Here is a 21,620-nt window from a genome sequence, read left to right on the forward strand (position 1 = left end):
GTCATTTATTAGTTATTAGTTATTAGTTATTAGTTGTCATTTGTTGAGAATAACAAATAACAAATGAATATTAACTAATAACTAAATTTGGATGGCAACGTCAACTTGTAAGTTAGTTAATCGAGATATATTTTGACTATCTGCGGGATTATCAATAGATATTTTGACTTCAATTACTCTCCGGTCTGCGTCAGAATTGGGATTAATACTAAAGATACCTTGTTGATTAACTTGCCAGCCAATTTCTCGCACAGTTCCTTGTAATTGACCAGGAAATGTAGTGCTGGTAATCTTAGCTTTTTGGCCAACTCGAATATTTTGAATATCTGTTTGATAGACTTCTGCTAAGACTTGCATTTGTGATGTATTACCAATTTCTGCAAAGCCAGCAGTAGAAATTATTTCTCCATTTCTGGCATTAATTCGCAAAATTTTCCCATCTATAGTGGAAGAGATGTAGGTTAAATCATGATCGGCTTTCGCTTGTTTAATTGCTGTTTCTGCACTTTTAACTTCACTTTCTGCTAATTCTACATCTACAGACCTAACTTCTTTAATACTATTAAGTTTAGATTTTGCTTCTTTGAGTTGATCTTTAAGTGTATTTTCAGTCCTTTTAAGAGTAGCTTGAGCCTCTTTTAGCTGCTGTTGTGTAGTTTTTAAGGTTAAATTTTTACTATCAACAATAGAAGCAGAAATAGCACCATCTTTAAATAATTGCTGATAGCGATTACTCTCTTTTTGAGCATTTTCAACTTCAGCCCGAATCCGATTAATTGTTGCTACTTGCGCGGCAATATCTCCTTGTAATTGGGAATTTAACCGAGTAATTGTGGCTTGTTGAGCATTAATATCTCCAGTTTTTGCTCCAGCTTTTACCTGTGCCAGTTTAGCTCTAGCAATTAATAATTTATCAAATGCTTGTTGTATGGCTGCTTGGGAACGAGCATAGTTTTCTAGATAAGCTAATACTTGTCCTTTCTTCACATTATCTCCTTCCTTGATCAACAGTTTTTCTACTCTGACACCATTGATAGAATTAGGGGCAGATAAATAAGTAATTTTATCTTTTGGTTGTAACCTTCCTAATGCAGTTACAGCAACTTTAATAGAGGTAGGTTGAGATTTACTAGCTGTTGTCGCAGGAGATAGAATCTGAGAATTGATCTTCAATTGATAGAAAATGTATAAGGATACTAACCCCGTAGCTAAAGTTAGAGAAGTTGCCAAAATTATTTTCCACTTTAGCGCAGTCAATTTGAATAATTGGCTTTGTTTATTTATTGCCATATTGTTATTCCCATGGTGTTATTTCAAAAAATACTCGTAATGGCTATAGACTTATCCTCTGTTGCTTTCATAGAAGCAATATGTCTAATTATTTATGTATGAATTGTTGTCAGCATTCCCAGCTGTTATAAATACCCAAATTAACCTAGAATTAACGTGGATTTTACTGCAAATAATTGATGATTAATGCCACGCTATGCTATCAATTTTATCTTGAATTGGCATTTAATTAAGTAGCCTAAAATACGATATTCCTCATCAGAAATAAAAATCTTCAACTCCTAAGCATTAATGATGCTAATAACTTAGATAAATGAATAAACTTACCTGCGAGTATCCCAAATAAATTTGATATTGTCAACTAAATTTATTTGTTTTTATCAAAATATTTGATTAATCATAAGTTAATATAAAAATTTGTATTTATTTTAGCAAATTTTACTAAATATATGGAGAATTTTCGTATTTAATGCTATAACTTATTAGTCTGGCATTGTTATCAATTATTGACATGATCAAGGACAAAAATTAATCTTTGGTTTATAAATAACCAATTGTCTATAAAAGGTGAGTTATCTTATAAATTCATCAAAAATTAGGACTTAATTATGATAGTTTGCTCAAAAAAGACCCGGTTATGTTCAAATATTTCCCTTGTATATTTATTGATTAGTGACTTATGAAACAATTTAGATATAATTCTTGAATTATCAAGAAAAGATTGATATTAAACCCGTAATTACCAAGAATATGTTATTAGGAAGTGCAGTTTTAAATTATACTTAGGAAATTAACTTGTATGTAAAACGAGGTAAATTAATAAATATTTTTCTCCAAAAATTAGCAAAAATGAACTATTCATTTTTCCTAAACTATGTTAGTCTTTTTATTAATTCAACATTTATAGATGAAAAATAAATTGTTGATTTGATGTCAAGAAACAGAATAAATACTAAAATTCATTCAGTTTTTTAGAGCAGAATTACCTAAAGAAACAAAACCTATTCCTTAATAAATTGGGGTTTTGTATTTCTCCAAGTTACAAACTGCTATATTTTTAAAAAACTGTTTAAGTATTTTTTCACTATTCAGAGAATTTGCCACAGAGTGCTGATTATTTTTGTAACGATTTTGGCAGCTTTTATGAGTCTAATCATCTAAAATAGGTTATCCTGGATTTTAAAAACTGGTCAAAGCATTTATCAACATACAGAATGTGATTATCAAATGGGTAAAACATTCAATGATTAAAAGATAAAAGCCCTTCTGTGTTGAGACCTGTAACCTAAGGAGTCAGTATGCAATTCAGATATCATACTTCTGGGAAGAAATCATAATTTATTCACAGGATTAAATAAAGAAGTCGGGGATATTATATCTTCACTTTCTCAATATCAAAAATCCAGTATTGTCTAGTATTTATTCATGGACAAAAGGTTCTAAAACTGGTTCAAAAAATCCAACGTTGCCAAAAAACTGTGTATATATTCTGTAGTGTTAATCTCAAGTCAAGCATTTAAACTTACCTGCGACAAATGCATTAATACAGATAGAATAACTACCTGTTAATAGTCTATTGTGTTGCACAATTTACGGTACTCAAGATTAGTCTATGCCATCATGTCTTACCCCCCAAAAAAGATAGACACAATAAATACTTCCTTGACGGAATTAGAAGCCCAAATTAATAGTTGTGAACAGGCTTTGCTTAGGTTTATAAAGGAAAAAAAAATGAACATGACTAACGGCACATTATCAGAAAACTCCATGTCAAATAAAGAAATTAACAGAAAACTACAAGCAAATCCAATAGCTATTATTGGTATGGCTTCTTTAATGCCTCAAGCGAGAAATTTAAGAGATTACTGGCAAAATATTGTGAATAAAGTTGACTGTATTACTGATGTTCCTTCAAGTCATTGGAGTGTGGAAGATTACTATGATCCCAATCCAAGAACACCAGAAGATAAAACCTATTGTAAACGTGGTGGTTTCATTCCCGAAGTTGATTTTAACCCCATGGAATTTGGCATTCCCCCCAGCATTTTAGAAGTTACAGATGTTTCCCAACTATTAAGTTTAGTAGTTGCGAAAGAAGCAATGGAAGATGCTGGTTATGGTGATTATCGTGAATTTAGCCGCGAGAATATTGGGGTAATTTTAGGTGTAGCAATGGGCAAACAATTAGCAATGCCCTTAGCTGCTAGATTAGAATATCCAATTTGGGAAAAAGTTCTCAAAAGCAGTGGTTTATCTGATGAAGATACTAAGAAAATTGTTGATAAAATCAAATCTGCTTATGTCAAATGGGATGAAAATGCTTTCCCTGGAATGTTAGCAAATGTTGTGGCTGGGAGAATTGCTAACCGTTTTAACTTTGGCGGTACAAATTGTGTAGTTGATGCCGCTTGTGCTAGTTCTTTCGGGGCATTAAAAATGGCCATTAGTGAATTAGTTGAACATCGTAGCGATATGATGTTAACTGGTGGAGTAGACACCGATAATACCATCATGGCCTACATTTCTTTTAGCAAAACTCCGGCTGTTAGTCCTAGCGATAATGTTAAACCATTTGATGCTAAATCTGATGGGATGATGTTAGGTGAAGGTATTGGGATGATTCTCTTAAAACGCCTAGAAGATGCCCAAAAAGATGGCGATAAAATCTATGCGGTAATTAAGGGAATTGGTACTTCTAGCGATGGTCGCTACAAGAGTATTTATGCTCCTAGAAAAGAAGGACAAGTTAAGGCTTTAGAAAGGGCTTATGATGATGCTGGTTTTTCCCCAGCAACTGTGGGTTTAATGGAGGCCCATGGTACGGGAACAATGGCTGGAGATCCTACAGAATTTGGTTCATTAAGAGATTATTTTGGGAAGCATGATACCCAAAAACAACACATTGCTTTAGGAAGTGTAAAATCGCAAATTGGACATACAAAAGCCGCCGCAGGTGCAGCTAGTTTAATTAAAACTGCCCTAGCATTGCATCACAAAATATTACCAGCGACAATCAATATTAATGAACCAAATCCGAAATTAGATATTGAAAATTCCTCCTTTTATCTAAATACTCAAACTAGACCATGGATAAAGGCAGAAGGTGAAACTCCCAGACGTGCAGGGGTGAGTTCTTTCGGTTTTGGCGGCACAAATTATCATGTTGTTTTAGAAGAGTATGAACCAGAACAACGAAATGCCTATCGTTTACATCATACCTCTAGTGAAATGCTATTATTTGGTGCTAGTCAAGCTGAATTAATTAGTAAGTTGGAGGCGACTTTCAATAATTTGCAAGCTAATGATGGAGAAAGGTATTATTCTCAATTATTGCAAGAGTGTCAATCTCTAACTATTCCCAAAACAGCGGTAAGAATTGGGTTTATAGCCGAGAATTTACAAGAAGCTTGTAAGTTACTGCAAGTTAGTATTGAGTTACTAAAAAATAAGCATGACGCAACATCTTGGGAGCATCCTCAAGGTATTTATTACCGTTCCTCTGGTATGGAATTGGCTGGAAAAGTTGTCGCTTTATTCTCTGGACAAGGTTCTCAATATTTGGAAATGGGAAGAGAAACGGTAATGAATTTCCCCAGCTTGCGGCAGTTATATGGCAAGATGGATAATTTGTTAAAACAAAGTAATTTGCAACCGATTTCTGAAGTTGTTTTTCCTCATTCTACCTTTGATGAAACTGAGAAAAAAGCGCAAATTGCAGCTTTACAAAGAACCGAATATGCCCAACCTGCCATTGGTGTATTCAGTGCCGGGTTGTATGGAATTTTGCAGCAAGCTGGCTTTAAAGCAGATTTCACCGCAGGCCATAGTTTTGGTGAATTAACGGCTTTGTGGGCTGCTGGAGTATTGAGTGAGGCTGATTATTTGTTCTTGGTGAAGTCTAGAGGACAAGCCATGGCCGCACCAAAAGACCCAGATCATGACCCTGGTAGTATGTTAGCAGTGAAGGAAGATATCAGCAAAATTGAACCGCTACTGAAGCAATTTCCTAGAGTGAGTATTGCTAATTTTAATTCTCCCACCCAAATTGTTTTAGCAGGTCCAAAGTTAGAAATTGATAAAATTCATCATGCTTGCCAAAAATTGGGATATGGTGCGGTTTTATTACCTGTGTCTGCGGCTTTTCACACTCCATTAATAGCATTCGCACAAAAATCCTTTGCTATTGCTACTAAATCAGTAACTTTTAAAAATCCGCAAATTCCCGTTTTTAGTAATGTCACTGGTAAACATTATCCCCAAGATGCCACAGCAATTCAAAAGAATTTAGAAAGCCATTTGGCTAGTTCAGTGCTGTTTAAACAACAAATTGAAAATATTTATGGTGCTGGTGGTTATTGCTTTGTAGAATTTGGACCAAAACGGGTTTTAAGTAATTTGGTGAAAGAGATATTAGGAGATCGTCCTCATATTACTATATCTCTGAATCCTAGTCCACAAAAAAATAGCGATCGCTCCTTGCGAGAAGCCGTGGTTCAGTTGCGCGTTATGGGCATGAATCTTAGCAATCTTGATCCTTATCAACTCCCTCCTGTGTTACCTCCTATTGCGGCTAAAAAGACCCTTAACGTCAAATTAACTGGCATTAACTACATTTCCGATAAAACTAAAAATGCCTTTATTCAAAGCTTGCAGAACGGAGATAAAAATTCAGTAATTCAGGAGTTTAAAAGTCCAGAAACTCAAGAATTTAAAATTCTAGAAATTGAAAATTCAGAAATTGTCAAAATTCCTTCAACTGGACATAACGGCAACGGTAATGGACATAAAAAACAACCCGTCATAGCAACTCAGTTACAATCACAGATGAATACTGCAACTCTCATTAAAGAACCGCAAAAAGAACCAGAGAAAATATCCATTTCAGAATTGTTCGCACAGCAATCTAGAGATCAAATGCAAACACCAGATAAACTTGTCAATTGCCAACAAATTCTCACCAGTTTGGAACAACTTCTCAGCCAGTTTCAATATAACCAAAGCGAGAATTTAGAAGTTCACAGCACATATCTTAACCATCAAATAGAATACACCAAAACATTCTTTCAATTAATGCAGCAGCAAAATAAATTATTTGCTAATGTTAAATCTTCTACTGAAGCTGCTCAAATTAAGCAGGTAATCATGGAGAGTTTAGAACGCAGCATGATGCAGTTTCATTCTCAACAAGGTGAAACTCTCCGCATTCATGAACAATACTTGCGGGAACAAATAGAATATACCAAACACTTTTTCCAACTTATTCAAGAAGAATATTCTCAACTGATTTCTGAAACTCAAGAAACAGCAGCTTTTATTCCCCTATCTACCGCTGAAGAAGCACCAGTCGCTGCTAATGTTACTATTATTCCCTCTCAAACAGTACCAGTAATTGAGCCAAAAGTTGAGCCAAAAGTTGAATTAGAAATACCTATTTCAACTGTCAATAAAGTTATAGAACCTGTAATTAACGAGATAATTGAATCCGCACCTGAACCAATTGCATTAATTCCTGAAACTGTAACCGTAGTTAATAACATTAATCTAGATGATTTAGCCAACAATTTATTAACTATAACTAGCGAAAAAACAGGTTATCCTATTGAAATGTTAGAACTCGATATGGATATGGAAGCCGACTTAGGAATTGACTCTATTAAAAAAGTGGAAATTTTAGGAGGATTGCAAGAATTATATCCTAATCTGCCTAAACCAAACCTCGAAGAACTAGCAGAAAAACGCACGATTGGTCAAGTTGTCGAATATCTGCAAAAACAGAATCCATTAACAACAGAAATCCCAGCAGAATCAATTATTATTCCTCAAATTCCCAGAGAGATAATAGAGGAATTAGCACCAGAACCAATTATTAGTCCCCAATTTTCAATTCCCAGTTCCCAACCTGCCGAAAACAGTAACGAATATGCTGATTTAGCCCAAACTCTGTTAAACATTACCAGCGAAAAAACGGGTTATCCGGTGGAAATGTTGGAACTGGATATGGACATGGAAGCAGACTTAGGTATAGATTCCATTAAACGAGTAGAAATACTAGGGGCAATGCAGGAAGCATATCCGAATTTACCCAAACCTAATATAGAAGAACTGGGAGATTTACGGACAATTGGGCAAATCGTTAACTACCTCCAAACACTGGTGGGAGGTGAAAAAAAAAAGCCGTACATTGATGTTAACTCGGTAACTCTTAATTCCCCGTTAATTAAGGGGGAAAGCGCGGGGGTGGAGTCGACTATCACAGTGGATTTAACCCCACCACCTATGGTAGATCCTCATCTTCCCCGTCGTCTAGCCCAACTCGAAACCTTACCCAGACCGGATTTTTGGGAAGCACAACTACCAGCAGGACACATTGGTTTAATTACGGACGATGGTTCTTTAACTACCACAGAATTAGTTGATGCACTGGTAGCACAAGGTTGGAGAATTGTAGTTTTGAGTTTCCCCCAATCCTTAATTCCTACACAATTGCCATTACCAGCAGGTGTTACCCGCATTACATTAGCCAACATGAGTGAACAACATTTGCAATTATTATTGCAAAGTGTGATTACTAAACATGGAGCAATTGGGGCATTTATTCACCTACATCCTCAATTTCAACCTGAAAAACCTGGTCATATTTCCTATCCAGAAGCAGAAAAAGCAATTATTAAACAAGTGTTTTTAATGGCAAAACATTTGAAAGTAACTTTGAATAATGCAGCATTATTGCCAGGAAGAACAAGCTTCTGCACAGTCGCTCATCTTGATGGTGAATTTGGGTTAGGACATGAAACTAATTTCAGTGCAATTGCTGCCGGTTTATTTGGTTTAACTAAGAGTTTGCGGTGGGAATGGCCACAGGTATTTTTTAGAGCAATTGACCTAAATCCCACTTTAGATCATCAGGAATCTGCTCAATATATTGTCGCTGAATTACACGATTCTAATCGCTATATTGGCGAAGTTGGTTATGGTAATCAAGGACGAGTAACGCTGGTTGCTAAGGCTGAATAATTTGTAGGGTGGGCATTGCCCACCATGAGATGATTTTTTTCACCTAGAGTCGCAGAAAGTAAGAGTTTGATATTTTGATTTTTTACGTGAGGATTTATGACTGCAACTGTTCAAATTAGTCCATCTTCTGTTTTTGTTGTTAGTGGTGGAGCAAGGGGAATCACTGCTCAATGTACTGTTAAATTAGCTCAACAACAACGTTGTAAATTTATTCTTTTAGGTCGTTCAGAAATTACTACAGAACCAGAATATGCGCGGGATTGTTTGGAAGATTCTGCCTTGAAAAAGCGCATTATGGAAAATTTGATTTCTCAGGGTGAAAAACCAACTCCCATGATGGTACAAAAGATATTTAACCAAATTAATTCTAGTCGAGAAATTAAGAAGACATTAGCAGCTATTGCATCTACAGGAGGAACGGCTGAATATATTAGTGTTGATGTGACTGACACTGTGAATTTGAAAGCAAAATTACAAGAAATTTCTCAGAAAGTAGGTCAAATTACCGGAATTATTCACGGTGCCGGTAACTTAGCAGATAAATTAATTGAAAAGAAGACAGAAGATGATTTCGAGAAAGTTTATACAGCTAAAGTTCAGGGTTTAGAAAATCTCCTCAGTTGTATTAATTCCCAAGAATTAAAACATTTAGTATTGTTTTCTTCGGTGAGTGGTTTTTATGGAAATATTGGTCAAACTGATTATGCTATAGCCAATGAAATTCTGAATAAATCAGCGCATTTAATCAAACAATATCACCCTAATTGTCATGTAGTCGCAATTAATTGGGGAGGTTGGGATAGTGGGATGGTGACACCACAATTAAAAAAAGCATTTGCAGAAAGAGGAATTGATATTATTCCTGTAGAAATTGGTACACAAATGTTAGTTAATGAACTACATCCAGCCTATCAAGATCATACACAAGTTGTCATTGGTAGTCCAATGTTTCTACCTCCTTCATCTTTAGATTCCCAATTGCGAATCCATCGCATTCGGCGGAAAATGACATTAGCAGAAAATCCGTTTTTGTATGATCATGTGATTGCAGGAACACCAGTTTTACCAGCTACTTGTGCTATGGCTTGGATGATCAATGCTTGTGAAGAAGTTTATCCAGGTTATCGCTATTTAAGTTGTCAACAATTCAAAGTATTAAAAGGAATTACCTTTAACGCCAATTTAGCAGATGAATTTTTGTTAGAGTTGAAAGAACTGGATAAGAAAAATGGTGAATTTATCGAATTTGAAACCACCATTACTAGTAAAAATCCCCTGGGTAAACCCCTATTTCACTTCCGTGCCGTTATTAAAGTAGTAGGAAAAACACCAGAACAGCCAATTTATCCAAGAGTGGATCTCACAGAAGACAATATTATTACTACCACCGGAACAGACTTTTATCAAACAAGTGATACCGCATTATTTCACGGTCCATGTTTCCAAAAAATCAACAGAGTCATCAACATCACCAGCGAAAAAATCACCACAGAATGTTATTGGGAATCAATTTCCCGTCAAAAACAAGGACAATTTCCCATTAGATGGTATAACCCTTATGCAACAGACTTGAGTACACAACCTTTATGGTTATGGTTAAATCATTTTTATCAAGAAATATGTCTACCTGGACAACTAACAGATTCCCAACAATTTGCACCAATTCCTTGCGACGCACCCTATTATGTCTCCTGTGAAATTAAAGCTAAAACAAATAGTGGTGCAACCTGTGATTTCATTATTCACGGTCGAGAAGGACAAATATACTCACAGATATTAGGAGCAAAGGCAGTAATTTGTCCACAGGAATTACTCAAACGTAAATAATTCATAACTAGTCCGTAGGTTGGGTAGAACAAAGTGAAACTCAACATTCCGAAACTACAATTTTTTAATCACAGCGCAAGTTTTTAATCCTTGCCAATTGGGGGAATAGCGTAAATCCTTTTCAGTCACGTCTTATGCCCCAACGAGGATTTCCACAGTGGAAAAAATAGCTATCATCGGGTTATCTTGCCTATTTCCCGATGCTAATAATCCCGAAGAATTTTGGCAGAATCTTACACAAGAAAAAGATTCCACATCATCTATAACTGTAGCGGATTTGGGAATAGATCCCGCTATATTTTACGACAATAACAAAGGAACACCAGAAAAATTCTACTTCCTTAAAGGCGGTTTTATCCGCAATTTTGAATTTGATCCTAGTGAGTACAATTTACCAGCATCATTTGTTGAAAGTCTCGACAATAGTTTTAAATGGTCACTATATGCCGCTAAACAGGCAATTCTTGATAGTGGTTATTTAGAAAATCAAACTGCACTCTCAAAATGTGGCGTAATTTTAGGAACTTTGGGATTTCCAACCAAAGCTTCTAATAGTTTATTTGCTCCTATTTATCAGCAAAATATTGAACCTGCAATTAGTGAACTTTTGCAGAATCAGGATTTTCATTTACCAGGAACAAATAATAGCATCAAAAAATCGCCATATAATGCTATGGTTTCCGGTTTACCTGCTGCTATAGTTTCTAAAGCATTTTCTTTATCTGCAACTCATTTTTGTATAGATGCTGCTTGTTCATCATCATTTTATGCCATTAAATTAGCATCCCATTATCTGCAATCTGGCAAAGCTGATTTAATGTTAGCTGGTGCGATTAGTTGTGCAGATCCATTATTTATTAGAATGTTATTTTCTGGTATTCAAGGATATCCAGATAATGGCATTAGTCGTCCCCTAGATAAGTCATCACGCGGGTTAATTACCTCCGAAGGCATAGGAATGGTAATGCTTAAAAGACACAGTGATGCTATTAGAGATGGTGACAATATCTTAGCCACAATTTGTGGTAATGGTTTATCTAATGATGGTAAAGGTAAACATCTTCTTAGTCCTAATTCTCAAGGTCAAACTCTAGCATATCAAAGAGCTTATTCTGAAGCTAAACTTAACCCCCAAACTATTGATTATTTAGAGTGCCATGCTACAGGTACTTTATTAGGAGATACCACCGAATTTAACTCAATTGAAAGCTTTTTTAGTCCATATAAAGCAACTCCATTAGTAGGTTCAACGAAAACAAATGTTGGTCATTTACTTGTTGCTGCAGGTATGGTAGGCATAACTAAGACAATTTTAAGTATGTCCCATGGTGTGATTCCTCCTACTATTAATGTGACCCAACCTATAGGTTCTGAAAATAATGTTATCTCTCCACAAAACATTGTCAGAACTCCTACTAAATGGCCAAGTCAAGGAACTAAAAGAGCAGCTTTAAGCGCCTTTGGTTTTGGTGGTACAAACTCTCATATTATTCTAGAAGCAGGGAAGTAAGCAGATGAATATTCAGCAACAGAAGACCGCAAAAATGGCAATTGTTGGTATGGATGCCTTTTTTGGTGAATGTCAAGAATTAGATGCCTTCGAGAGCAGTATTTATGACGGAAAACAGCATTTTATTCCTCTACCAGAATCAAGATGGCATGGTATTAATCAACAAGAAACTTTACTACAGGAGTATGGTTTAGAAGTTGGAAAAGTACCACAAGGAGCTTATATTGATAATTTTGAAGTTGATACTTTCGCTTACAAAATTCCTCCCAATGAAGTTGAAAAGATCAACCCTCAACAACTGTTATTATTAAGAGTTGCTGACCGCGCTCTCAAAGATGCGAAAATTTCACCTAATAGTAATGTAGCGGTAATTATTGCAGCAGATACAGAACTATCTGTTCACCAATTACAGCAAAGGTGGAATTCATCCTGGCAAATTAAAGATGGTTTAAATGGCGCAGAAATCACTTTATCACCAGAAAAAATTCATCAATTAGAAAGTATTGTTCAAGATAGTATTCACAATCAAGTTGAACTTAGTGAATATCTCAGTTATGTTACCAATATTATGGCTAGTCGCATTTCCTCTCTATGGAATTTCTCAAGTCCATCTTTTACAATTAGTGCGGTAGAAACTGCTGCTTTTAAAGCTTTAGAATTAGCGCAAATGCTGCTAGATACTAATGAAGTAGATGCTGTAATTGTGGGTGCTGTTGACTTAGCTGGTGGGGTAGAAAACGTCTTATTGCGAAGTCAATTTGGCAAAATTAATACAGGGGTCAATACTTTAAGTTTTGACGAAAAAGCCGACGGTTGGAATGTGGGAGAAGGTGCGGGTGCGGTAGTTCTTAAACGTCATGATGTCGCATTGCAAAATCAGGAACGCATCTATGCAGTTATTGATGCTGTTAGTATTGGTCAATCTGCATCTATGGCTGTAAATGATACCATCATTACTCAAGTCTGCAAACAAGCGTTTCAACAAGCAGGTATCCAACCTCAAGAAGTCAACTATTTAGAAGTCTGCGCTAGTGGTATTCCCGCCGAAGACGAAGCCGAAATTAATGGTATTCTCCAAGCTTATCCTTCCGTTGGAGATGGTTTACACTGCGCTATAGGTAGCGTTAAATCTAATATTGGTCATACCTTCGTTGCCTCTGGAATTGCCAGTTTAATTAAAACTGCACTGAGTTTGTATTATAAATATATACCTGCAACCCCCAACTGGTCTGGAGTGAAAACACCGCAAGTATGGGAAGGTAGTCCTTTCTATGTTGCTACCGAGTCCCGTCCCTGGTTTTTACAAAAAGAAGTCAAATGCAGAATTTCCGCCATTAATAGTATTGGTTGTGATGGTTCTTTTGCTCATGTAATTATCTCAGAAGAAACCAATCAACCAGAACCCCAAAATCGTTATTTAGAGTCAAAATCTTTTCATCTTTTCCCCCTAGTTGCTAATGATCAATCTAGTTTATTAGCAGCATTAGATCATCTACAGGCAACAATTGAAAATACAGATGATCTCAAAAATACAGCTACTCATAACTTTCTTAAATTTCAGCAAAATTCTGATACAAAGTACACATTATCAATTACTGGACGTAACCAAAAAGAATTAATTAAAGAAATTAATTCTGCCAAAAAAGGTGTAACAAACGCCTTTGAAAATGGCAAAGATTGGCAAACTCCCATAGGTAGTTATTTCACACCAAAACCATTAGGTAAAACTGGTGAAATTGCCTTTATTTACCCCGCAGCAGTTAACTCTTATTTAGGTATTGGTCGGACATTATTCCGACTATTTCCTAAAGCTTTTGATGATGTAATTGTCAAAAGTCTTTACAAACGCGCCGCTGATGTAGAAAAATTAGTATTTCCCAGAAGTTTAGGTAAATTATCTACCAGAGAATTAGAAACATTAGAAAAAAAATTGTTAGCTGATTCTCTGGCTATGTTTGAAGCAGAAATGCTATTTACCAGACTGATAACCACAATTATCAGCGACGACTTTCAAGTTAAACCCAAACATATCTTTGGTTATAGTTTGGGAGAAACCAGTATGATGGTTGCTCAAGGAGTTTGGAGTAACTTCTATCAAGGAAGTAATACCTTTAATTCTTCTAACTTATTTGGTGATAGATTATCAGGTTACAAAAATGCTGTTTGTGAGTATTGGGGACTACCAAAAAATTCTACCAATTCCCATAATAATTTGTGGGGTAACTATGTGCTGATAGCCAGTCCTGCACAGGTAAGAGAATGTTTAAAAAGCGAAAATTATGTTTATTTAACCCAAATTAATACATCAGAAGAAGTATTAATTGGCGGTGAACCAGCAGCTTGTGAACGAGTGATTAAAAAACTGGGTTGTAATGCCTTTCCTGCACCATTTGATCATGTAATTCATTGTCAAGCAATGCAGTCAGAATACCCAGAATTAGTTAAACTCAATAACTTACCAGCACAACAAATTCCCGGAGTTACATTTTATTCTGCTGCTAAATATCAACCCATTTCCCTAAAAAGTGAATCAATTGCTCATCATATTGCTACAGGTTTATGTCAGGAATTAGACTTTCCTCGTCTCGTTAATCGTGTTTATGCAGACGGAGCAAAAATCTTTATTGAAGCTGGTGCTGGTGGTATTTGTTCGCGTTGGATAAGTAAAAATCTTGGTAATCAAGAACATATTACCGTATCCCTAAACCGACGTGGTACAGATGATCATAGTTCCCTAATTAAAGCATTAGCAAAACTATTGAGTCATCAAGTCAAATTAAATCTAGCTCCCTTATATAACTTATCCTCAAAGAATCAAAAACAAAATAAATTAACCCTGAGGAAAGTTACATTAGGTGGTAATTCCATGGCTGCTATGATTTTAAACCCAGAAAATCAAAAACTTTTTGCTAATAACCAGCAGCAAAAAACTTTTCCTCATGAAGGGTATAAAATCATCAATTCCTTACAAACAGTAGAGAAAATAGCGCCCACAGAGATTTATCCCAAACCTAAACCCAAACCAGAAAAAAAATCCATGAAAACTATCATGGAGAACGGTTTGGAATTGTCAAAGAAACTAAAATTCTTTGAGTCAACAAAAATCTTAAAGCCAAACATAAACCAAGAACCTACTGAAAAAATTAGCATGAATGATTTAAAGATTTCTCAGTACAAAAAACTCAGTAACAACACCGCCAAATTAACTAAAACGCACACAAGTTTCTTAGCAGCTAGACAAGATTTTAGTCAGCAAATGAGCGAAATTATCCAATTACAATTAGCTTGCGCTCAAAACCTACTCAAGGAAGCTCCATAGGGTGTGTTAGCGATTAGTAACGCACCATTATTAAGAGTTTGGTGTGTTACGAATTTTATTCTAAAATACCCTACCAAACTCCTTAATTATTCATTTCAAATCCTTTGCTTATAAATTGAGGAATAACTACCGTGAAAACAATTGAGACGGTACGAAATCAACATGATAATGGACTTGGTTTTTTCGGCTGGAATCATCATCAAAACCAAATTTGGAAAGGTTCATTAGATTGTGTTAGCTTTGAAAAAAATGCCATCAAAGATAAACTATTAACATTAGATCAACCTTGTCATATTATCAAAATAGCAGGGAGAATTGGTGTTACTAATGATGGTTATTTAGCACCTAATGATAATGGTTCATCTGGACAACCAGAACTTTTAATCTCACTCCCACCTCTACGTTTACAACAACTTGGTGATTCTAGTTTTCTCACTGCTTATGGTGTAAAATACGCCTATATGACCGGCGCTATGGCTGGTGGTATTGCTTCTGAAAAGATGGTAATTGCATTAGGAAAAGAGAAGATTTTAAGCTCCTTTGGTGCTGGTGGCTTACTTCCAGAACGTTTAGAATCTGCCATTAATTCTATTCAACAAGCCTTACCAAATGGACCCTATGCTTTCAATTTAATTCACAGTCCCAATGAACCAATTATTGAGCGTCGCGCTGTAGATTTATATCTAAAATATGGTGTCAGAACAGTAGAAGCATCTGCATTTTTAGACTTAACTCCTAATATTGTTTACTATCGAATTGCTGGGTTAAGATTGAATGCAGCCAATCAAATTGATATCAGAAATAAGGTCATTGCTAAAATTTCCCGTCGAGAAGTTGCAACTAAATTTTTGCAACCAGCACCCGCGAGAATTATCAAAGAATTACTTCAGCAAGGATTAATTACCGAACTACAGGCAAATTTGGCCAGCCAAGTACCAATGGCTGATGATATTACCGTTGAAGCTGATTCTGGAGGTCACACTGATAATCGTCCTTTAGTATGTTTATTACCTTCAATTATTGCTCTCAGAGATGAAATTCAATCGCAATATAATTACTCAGTTCCTATTAGAATTGGAGTCGCTGGAGGCATTGGTACACCAGAATCAGCCTTAGCTGGTTTCATCATGGGTGCTGCTTACATAGTCACTGGTTCAATTAATCAATCTTGTGTTGAATCTGGTGCTTGTGAACATACTAAAAAGTTATTAGCACAAGCAGAAATGGCAGATATGATCATGGCTCCCGCAGCCGATATGTTTGAAATGGGAGTGAAATTACAAGTTCTCAAACGGGGGACAATGTTCCCCATGCGAGCGCAAAAACTTTATGAGTTATATCGCACTTATGACTCTATTGAACATATTCCCAAAGCCGAAAAAGAAAAGTTAGAAAAACAAATTTTTCGTAAAAGTATTCCTGAAGTTTGGGAAGGTACAGCCGCTTATTTATCCCAAAAAAATCCTGAAAAATTGGGTAAAGCTGTTAATAATCCTAAACTGAAAATGGCCTTAATTTTTAGATGGTATTTAGGGTTATCTTCCCGCTGGTCTAGCACTGGTGAAAAAGGTCGGGAAGTTGATTATCAAATTTGGTGCGGACCAGCTATGGGTGGCTTTAATGACTGGGTGCGTGGTTCATATTTATCAGAACCTAATCAACGTCATGTTGTTGATGTTGCTAACCAAATTATGAAGGGAACTGGATTTTTATATCGTACCCATAGTTTGAAAATTCAGGGTTTGCAAATGCCTCCTTATTACAGTCAATATCAACCAATTCCTTCTATATTGGAGAAGTAAAAATGAATTTAAAACAGTCTTATACTGCTGAAAGTATTCAAACATTTCTAGCTTCCAATCTTGCAGAAGTTATTGGAGTTACAACCGCAGAAATTGATGTTCACGAAAATTTAGAAAATTATGGTTTAGATTCTGCTCAAGCCATGATTATTATTAGTAAATTGGAGCAATTATTAGGATTTAAACCCTCTCCCGTTCTGCTTTGGCATTATCCCAATATTGCTGCCCTTTCTCAGCGGTTGTCAGAGGAAGCAAGTGATGATTCTCCTGGAAAAGATGCAGCTTCAGGTACAAATTCTTCTGTTAATTTTGCTCCCCCTTTCCTAGATTTAGCTGCGGAAGCTGTCCTAGACCCCAGCATTCAACCTGTAGGTAATACCGTTTTTGTTTCTCACCCCAAAAATATCTTTTTAACCGGAGGAACAGGTTATTTAGGTGCTTTCATTATCAAGGAATTACTAGAAGTTAGTGAAGCAATTCTTTATTGTTTAGTGCGTGCTAGTAGTCTCGCAGAAGGGAAAAGCAAATTAGAAAATAATTTGCAACAATATGGAATTTGGCAAGATCAATATAGTCACCGCATTATCCCCATTATTGGTGATTTATCACAACCACATTTGGGTATTAATGCAGAACAATTTCAAGATTTAGCTGCTAATATTGATACTATTTATCATAGTGCAGCTTTACTGAATTATGTTTATCCCTACTCAGCCCTAAAAACAGCGAATGTCTTGGGTACACAGGAAGTTTTACGTTTAGCTTGTCAAACCAAAGTTAAACCATTTCATTATGTTTCTAGTGTTGCTGTTTTTGAGTCTAGTGCTTATGCTGGTAAGATAGTTAAAGAAGATGATGATTTTCATGACTGGGAAGGTATTTTTCTCGGTTATTCCCAAACTAAATGGGTGGCAGAAAAGTTAGTAAAAATTGCTGGTAGTCGAGGATTACCTATCACTATTCATAGACCTCCTTTAATTTCTGGGGATAGCAAAACCGGAATTTGTAATACCCATGATTTCATCAATTTAATGATTAAAGGTTGTCTACAAATGGGTTCTTTTCCCGATGTAGATTATATGTTAGATATGTCTCCTGTTGATTATGTCAGCAAATCTGTTGTTTATCTTTCTCGACAAGAAACATCTGTAGGTAAAGCTTTCCATTTACAACATCCTCAACCCGCTTCTTTAATATCTTTAGTTGATTGGGTGCGTTCTTTTGGGTTTTCATTAAAGATGATTCCATACCAAGAATGGCAAGCAGAATTAATTAATAATGTCACCTCTCCAGACAATCCTTTATATACTTTGCGGCCATTTTTGTTAGAACGTTGGTCAGATGAACAAATCACTATTCCTGATTTGTATTTACAAGCTAGAAGACCAATTATTAGTTGTGAAAAAACTCTAGAAGCATTAAAAGGCAGTTCTATTGTTTGTCCTGCTATTGATTCTCAATTGTTGATGACTTACACATCTTACCTAGTGCAAACTGGTTTTTTAAGTCTTGTCTAATTCTTTTGGCACAGGTAAACTGTGCCTATTTTATTAATGTAATTCACTTCTTAAAAAATGAACATAAAATGTCGGGAAACTGTTTTAATTACTGGTTCAGCTAGTGGTATTGGCTATCAGTTAGCCCGGATTTTTGCTCATGAGAATTACAATCTTGTATTGGTAGACAGGTTAGGAGAAAAACTGCAAATAATAGCTGTTGAACTTGCACAAGAGTTTGGGATTTTTGTTAAACCCATTACCAAAGATTTATCTATATCCACATCTCCAGAAGAAATTTTTACAGAATTACAACAAGTCGGTATTAAAGTTGATATCTTAGTCAATAATGCAGGTTTTGGTAATCATGGATTATTTTATGAAACCAACCTCAATACTGAACTGGAAATGTTGCAGGTAAATTTGGTTTGTCTTACCCATTTAACCAAATTATTTCTTAGAGAAATGGTTAAACAACGTCATGGTAAAATTCTTAATGTCGCTTCTGCTGCTGCATTTCAACCAGGTCCGTTAATGGCGGTTTATTTTGCAACAAAAGCTTATGTTTTATCTTTTTCAGAAGCTATTGCTAATGAGTTAGAAGGTACAGGTATAACTGTAACTGTTCTTTGTCCAGGTTCAACTGCATCTGCATTTCATGAAAGAACCGGAATGGCAGATTCTAAACTACTAAAACGCAAAAAAATGATGGATGCAGAAACTGTAGCCCAAATTGGTTATCATGGTTTAATTCAGGGAAAAACAATTATTATTCCTGGTTTTGTTAATAAATTAATGGCAAAATGTATTCGCTTTATACCCAGGAAAATGGTAACAAGAATTGTCAGAAGTATGCAAGAAGATAAATAATTAAAGACAATGCAAAAGCACTGAAAATCTGATTATTGGGTAGAGGTAATTCATGAATTACCTCTACTTTATTGCTGTTTTGACTAAGTCTTATTTTAAATCCAGATCACTTTAAATAAAGTGATTTACTACTCTTTAATCACTTCCACCCCAAGTCCACACAGGATTACCTATTTTCATTCCCTGCTTGATAACTATTAAAGGATAATTATTAGGATCAAAACTGCCTGCTAAATCAAGCATAAAATAAACTTTACCCTTAACAAAATGCAGCCGATAATGACTATTTCCAGCAGAAGCAAAGCATTGAGCATATTTCGGTTTTAATGTTCCTACCCATGTCGTACTAAAGCTATTACTTGTGCTGATAGAAATATTATTTGCGTACCCACTCAAATTCACAGAACCGTCGGTAGCAAAACTTCCCTCTCGATAAGGTTGGGGAATTTCCGTGACAATAACTTTATCTGGACAACTTTGTTTTTGCACGTTTTGACTATAAACTTTAAGTTCAATTTTATTTCCTCCCTTTTGTGCTTGGACACTAAAGGATGAGAATAGGGAAAGTAAAATAATACTTATTCCCATGGTTAAATTCTTAAGTGGAATATTACGCATAAAGTTATCAAATGTGTTTGTGAGTTGATTTGTGGTATCACTAATACACAAATTGGACAAGATCATCAAAATCTTAACATTCAACAGTTCTGTGTAATTCCCTATTTGCTATTCCATTTCTCTATAGTTGGTCTATATAACCAATTATCAATTTTTTCTTCACTAACAAAGCCTTTTAAAGAAGGATCTGGCCAAATGTGGACTTTATCAAGACATCCAACTTCTTTAGCGGCTGCTTCAATATCATTCCATTGTTTAATAAAAGTGTCTGCCCAAGATTGTCTACTCATAATTGATTTTGCAAAATCTAGACCAGCAGCTAACATTCTTCTGCCATTTGTTCCTCTAGCATTAATTGGTTCCCAAAAAATTACTTCTGGGTTAATTTTCATAAATTGATCTAAGTTAAACTTAAAATTGTCTAAAGTCATCATAGGTGGAGTTGGAGCCATAGCTACATACAAACGACATTTAGCTTCATATCCTTTTTGCAATGCTTTATATCTATCAGATGATAAAGGTGCTTGTGGTTCAATTTTTTTTAGTAGTTCATCATTTATACAAGGGATACTCATTCCTATAGAGATGTTTGGATGAGTTAAAATATCTAAATCATTTTGCCATAACAAGCCACGAGTTAAAATTCTTACGTTTTTATTATGTTTAATTAAAACTTCTATTGTTCTACGAGTAATTTCTGCTGTTTTTTTGTTTTGATATGGATCTGTTCCAGAGCAAAGCAAAATTACTCCTTTACCAGAAGGTGTTTCTTCCCACTTTCTTTTTCTTTTTAATATTTGATCTAATTTTTCAGGAACTTCTTCCCTTATGAATAGATACTTACCCCAGTCTAACTGAGGATTTTCTACACCTTTTTGATGCAATTTTTTTTGTTGAGTTCTAATACTTGGCGTTGAAGGAACGTAGCAAAATGTACATCCATGTAAACAACCAGAAGCAATATTAACAACATAGTCGCATAGACTTTTCTTGTTTAAAGCACTTTTTTGCAGTGGATTAATTATTTTTTCAGTTCCAGTAATCATGATTTCATTATATGTTTAGTTGTGTCTTAGAAATTATTTAGGATATATAGCCACGCATATTAAATAAAATTAGTTGTGGTGATAGTTTAATTATATCCCCATTTTCTAATTTTTGACTATTTGTTTTTTTACCCTTCCTAATCACTTGTATTTCTTTAGCTTCTCTTAAGAAATTGAGATATTCAAAATACTGTTGTCTAGTTGCTGGATTTCGTTCCATTGTTTTATTACATAATTCTTCAAATAAAATTCCATCTGGATTATTATGTATAATTTTATCCAAGTCGGTACTTAATTTATTAATACAAGCTGTTTGACTATCTTGATTAATATCTAATTTTAAGTCCAATTGATTATCTTCATAAAATAATGCTGCTTTAAATCCAAATCCATAAATATCATAGTGATATTGATAGTTTAAATTATTAAACTTCCAGCTTCCATCTTTCATTACCTCTAAGGCTCTTAAATGACTACAAATATGGAATAAGTAATATAATACTCTATCATTATTATTAGGCATCATAGCAAATGTCATGATTCTACTTGCATTACCTTTATCTCTCAATAATTTCATAAAATTATTTCTAAATTGTGCTTGTTCGCCAAAAGTATCTAAATTTATAAAGTGATCAATATCAAAATAACCATCTGTTTCCAATACTTTGGTAAAAGTATCTCTTGCTTTACACTTGGGATCATAAAACCCACATTCCGCACCCCAAACTGTCACAGAGGTAAATTACGTAGAGAAAAAATTAAAGAGAGCATCAAAACAAACATATAAAGTGAAAAAAGGCATTTGAGAAACAGTAAATCACCAAAAAC

11 protein-coding genes are annotated in these 21,620 nt (G+C 35.1%); 7 read left to right on the forward strand and 4 right to left on the reverse strand.

The window, feature by feature from the left end:
* Positions 1–81: 81 nt before the first annotated feature.
* Positions 82–1,290: an ABC exporter membrane fusion protein gene (locus FFO06_RS16300; RefSeq protein WP_137908979.1), complete on the reverse strand. Its 1,209-nt coding sequence runs from the start codon at positions 1,288–1,290 to the stop codon at positions 82–84.
* A 1,620-nt stretch (positions 1,291–2,910) separates the two neighbouring features.
* Here FFO06_RS16300 and FFO06_RS16305 point away from each other — a divergent pair.
* The 7 genes from FFO06_RS16305 to FFO06_RS16335 all read left to right on the forward strand — a co-directional run bounded on the left by FFO06_RS16305 (position 2,911) and on the right by FFO06_RS16335 (position 19,128).
* On the forward strand, positions 2,911–8,304 hold the full coding sequence (locus FFO06_RS16305; protein ID WP_137908980.1) for a type I polyketide synthase: 5,394 nt from the start codon (positions 2,911–2,913) through the stop codon (positions 8,302–8,304).
* Between the two features lie 96 nt (positions 8,305–8,400).
* Entirely contained in the window at positions 8,401–10,131 is a 1,731-nt protein-coding gene (locus FFO06_RS16310; RefSeq protein WP_137908981.1) for an SDR family NAD(P)-dependent oxidoreductase, read from the forward strand.
* Positions 10,132–10,288: 157 nt separating this feature from the next.
* Entirely contained in the window at positions 10,289–11,641 is a 1,353-nt protein-coding gene (locus tag FFO06_RS16315; protein ID WP_137908982.1) for a beta-ketoacyl [acyl carrier protein] synthase domain-containing protein, read from the forward strand.
* Positions 11,642–11,645: 4 nt separating this feature from the next.
* Positions 11,646–14,960 carry a PfaB family protein gene (locus tag FFO06_RS16320; RefSeq protein ID WP_137908983.1) on the forward strand — a complete coding sequence of 1,105 codons (3,315 nt, stop codon included), beginning with the start codon at positions 11,646–11,648 and terminating at the stop codon, positions 14,958–14,960.
* A gap of 131 nt (positions 14,961–15,091) precedes the next feature.
* On the forward strand, positions 15,092–16,762 hold the full coding sequence (locus tag FFO06_RS16325) for a PfaD family polyunsaturated fatty acid/polyketide biosynthesis protein (RefSeq protein WP_137908984.1): 1,671 nt from the start codon (positions 15,092–15,094) through the stop codon (positions 16,760–16,762).
* 2 nt (positions 16,763–16,764) lie between these two features.
* Positions 16,765–18,279 carry a thioester reductase domain-containing protein gene (locus tag FFO06_RS16330; protein ID WP_137908985.1) on the forward strand — a complete coding sequence of 505 codons (1,515 nt, stop codon included), beginning with the start codon at positions 16,765–16,767 and terminating at the stop codon, positions 18,277–18,279.
* Positions 18,280–18,336: 57 nt separating this feature from the next.
* Positions 18,337–19,128, forward strand: coding sequence for an SDR family NAD(P)-dependent oxidoreductase (locus FFO06_RS16335; protein ID WP_137908986.1), 792 nt, complete (start codon positions 18,337–18,339; stop codon positions 19,126–19,128).
* Between the two features lie 135 nt (positions 19,129–19,263).
* Here the strand turns inward: FFO06_RS16335 and FFO06_RS16340 are convergent, their stop codons facing one another.
* The 3 genes from FFO06_RS16340 to FFO06_RS16350 all read right to left on the reverse strand — a co-directional run bounded on the left by FFO06_RS16340 (position 19,264) and on the right by FFO06_RS16350 (position 21,525).
* Positions 19,264–19,716, reverse strand: coding sequence for a hypothetical protein (locus FFO06_RS16340; RefSeq protein ID WP_236097167.1), 453 nt, complete (start codon positions 19,714–19,716; stop codon positions 19,264–19,266).
* Positions 19,717–19,847: 131 nt separating this feature from the next.
* Complete coding sequence (locus FFO06_RS16345) at positions 19,848–20,792, reverse strand: SPL family radical SAM protein (RefSeq protein WP_190396339.1); 945 nt, start codon at positions 20,790–20,792, stop codon at positions 19,848–19,850.
* Positions 20,793–20,829: 37 nt separating this feature from the next.
* A complete protein-coding gene (locus FFO06_RS16350) occupies positions 20,830–21,525 on the reverse strand; it encodes a class I SAM-dependent methyltransferase (RefSeq protein ID WP_137908989.1) in 696 nt (231 codons plus the stop codon).
* Positions 21,526–21,620: the final 95 nt, after the last annotated feature.

The organism is Dolichospermum planctonicum (genome assembly GCF_005402965.1).
Taxonomy (GTDB): domain Bacteria; phylum Cyanobacteriota; class Cyanobacteriia; order Cyanobacteriales; family Nostocaceae; genus Dolichospermum; species Dolichospermum planctonicum.

Bases quoted from the DNA above. Each gene is read 5' to 3' on its own strand.
- FFO06_RS16300 (WP_137908979.1), bottom strand. From the start codon at position 1,290: ATGGCAATAAATAAACAAAGCCAATTATTCAAATTGACTGCGCTAAAG.
- FFO06_RS16305 (WP_137908980.1), top strand. From the start codon at position 2,911: ATGTCTTACCCCCCAAAAAAGATAGACACAATAAATACTTCCTTGACG.
- FFO06_RS16310 (WP_137908981.1), top strand. From the start codon at position 8,401: ATGACTGCAACTGTTCAAATTAGTCCATCTTCTGTTTTTGTTGTTAGT.
- FFO06_RS16320 (WP_137908983.1), top strand. From the start codon at position 11,646: ATGAATATTCAGCAACAGAAGACCGCAAAAATGGCAATTGTTGGTATG.
- FFO06_RS16330 (WP_137908985.1), top strand. From the start codon at position 16,765: ATGAATTTAAAACAGTCTTATACTGCTGAAAGTATTCAAACATTTCTA.
- FFO06_RS16335 (WP_137908986.1), top strand. From the start codon at position 18,337: ATGAACATAAAATGTCGGGAAACTGTTTTAATTACTGGTTCAGCTAGT.
- FFO06_RS16340 (WP_236097167.1), bottom strand. From the start codon at position 19,716: ATGGGAATAAGTATTATTTTACTTTCCCTATTCTCATCCTTTAGTGTC.
- FFO06_RS16345 (WP_190396339.1), bottom strand. From the start codon at position 20,792: ATGATTACTGGAACTGAAAAAATAATTAATCCACTGCAAAAAAGTGCT.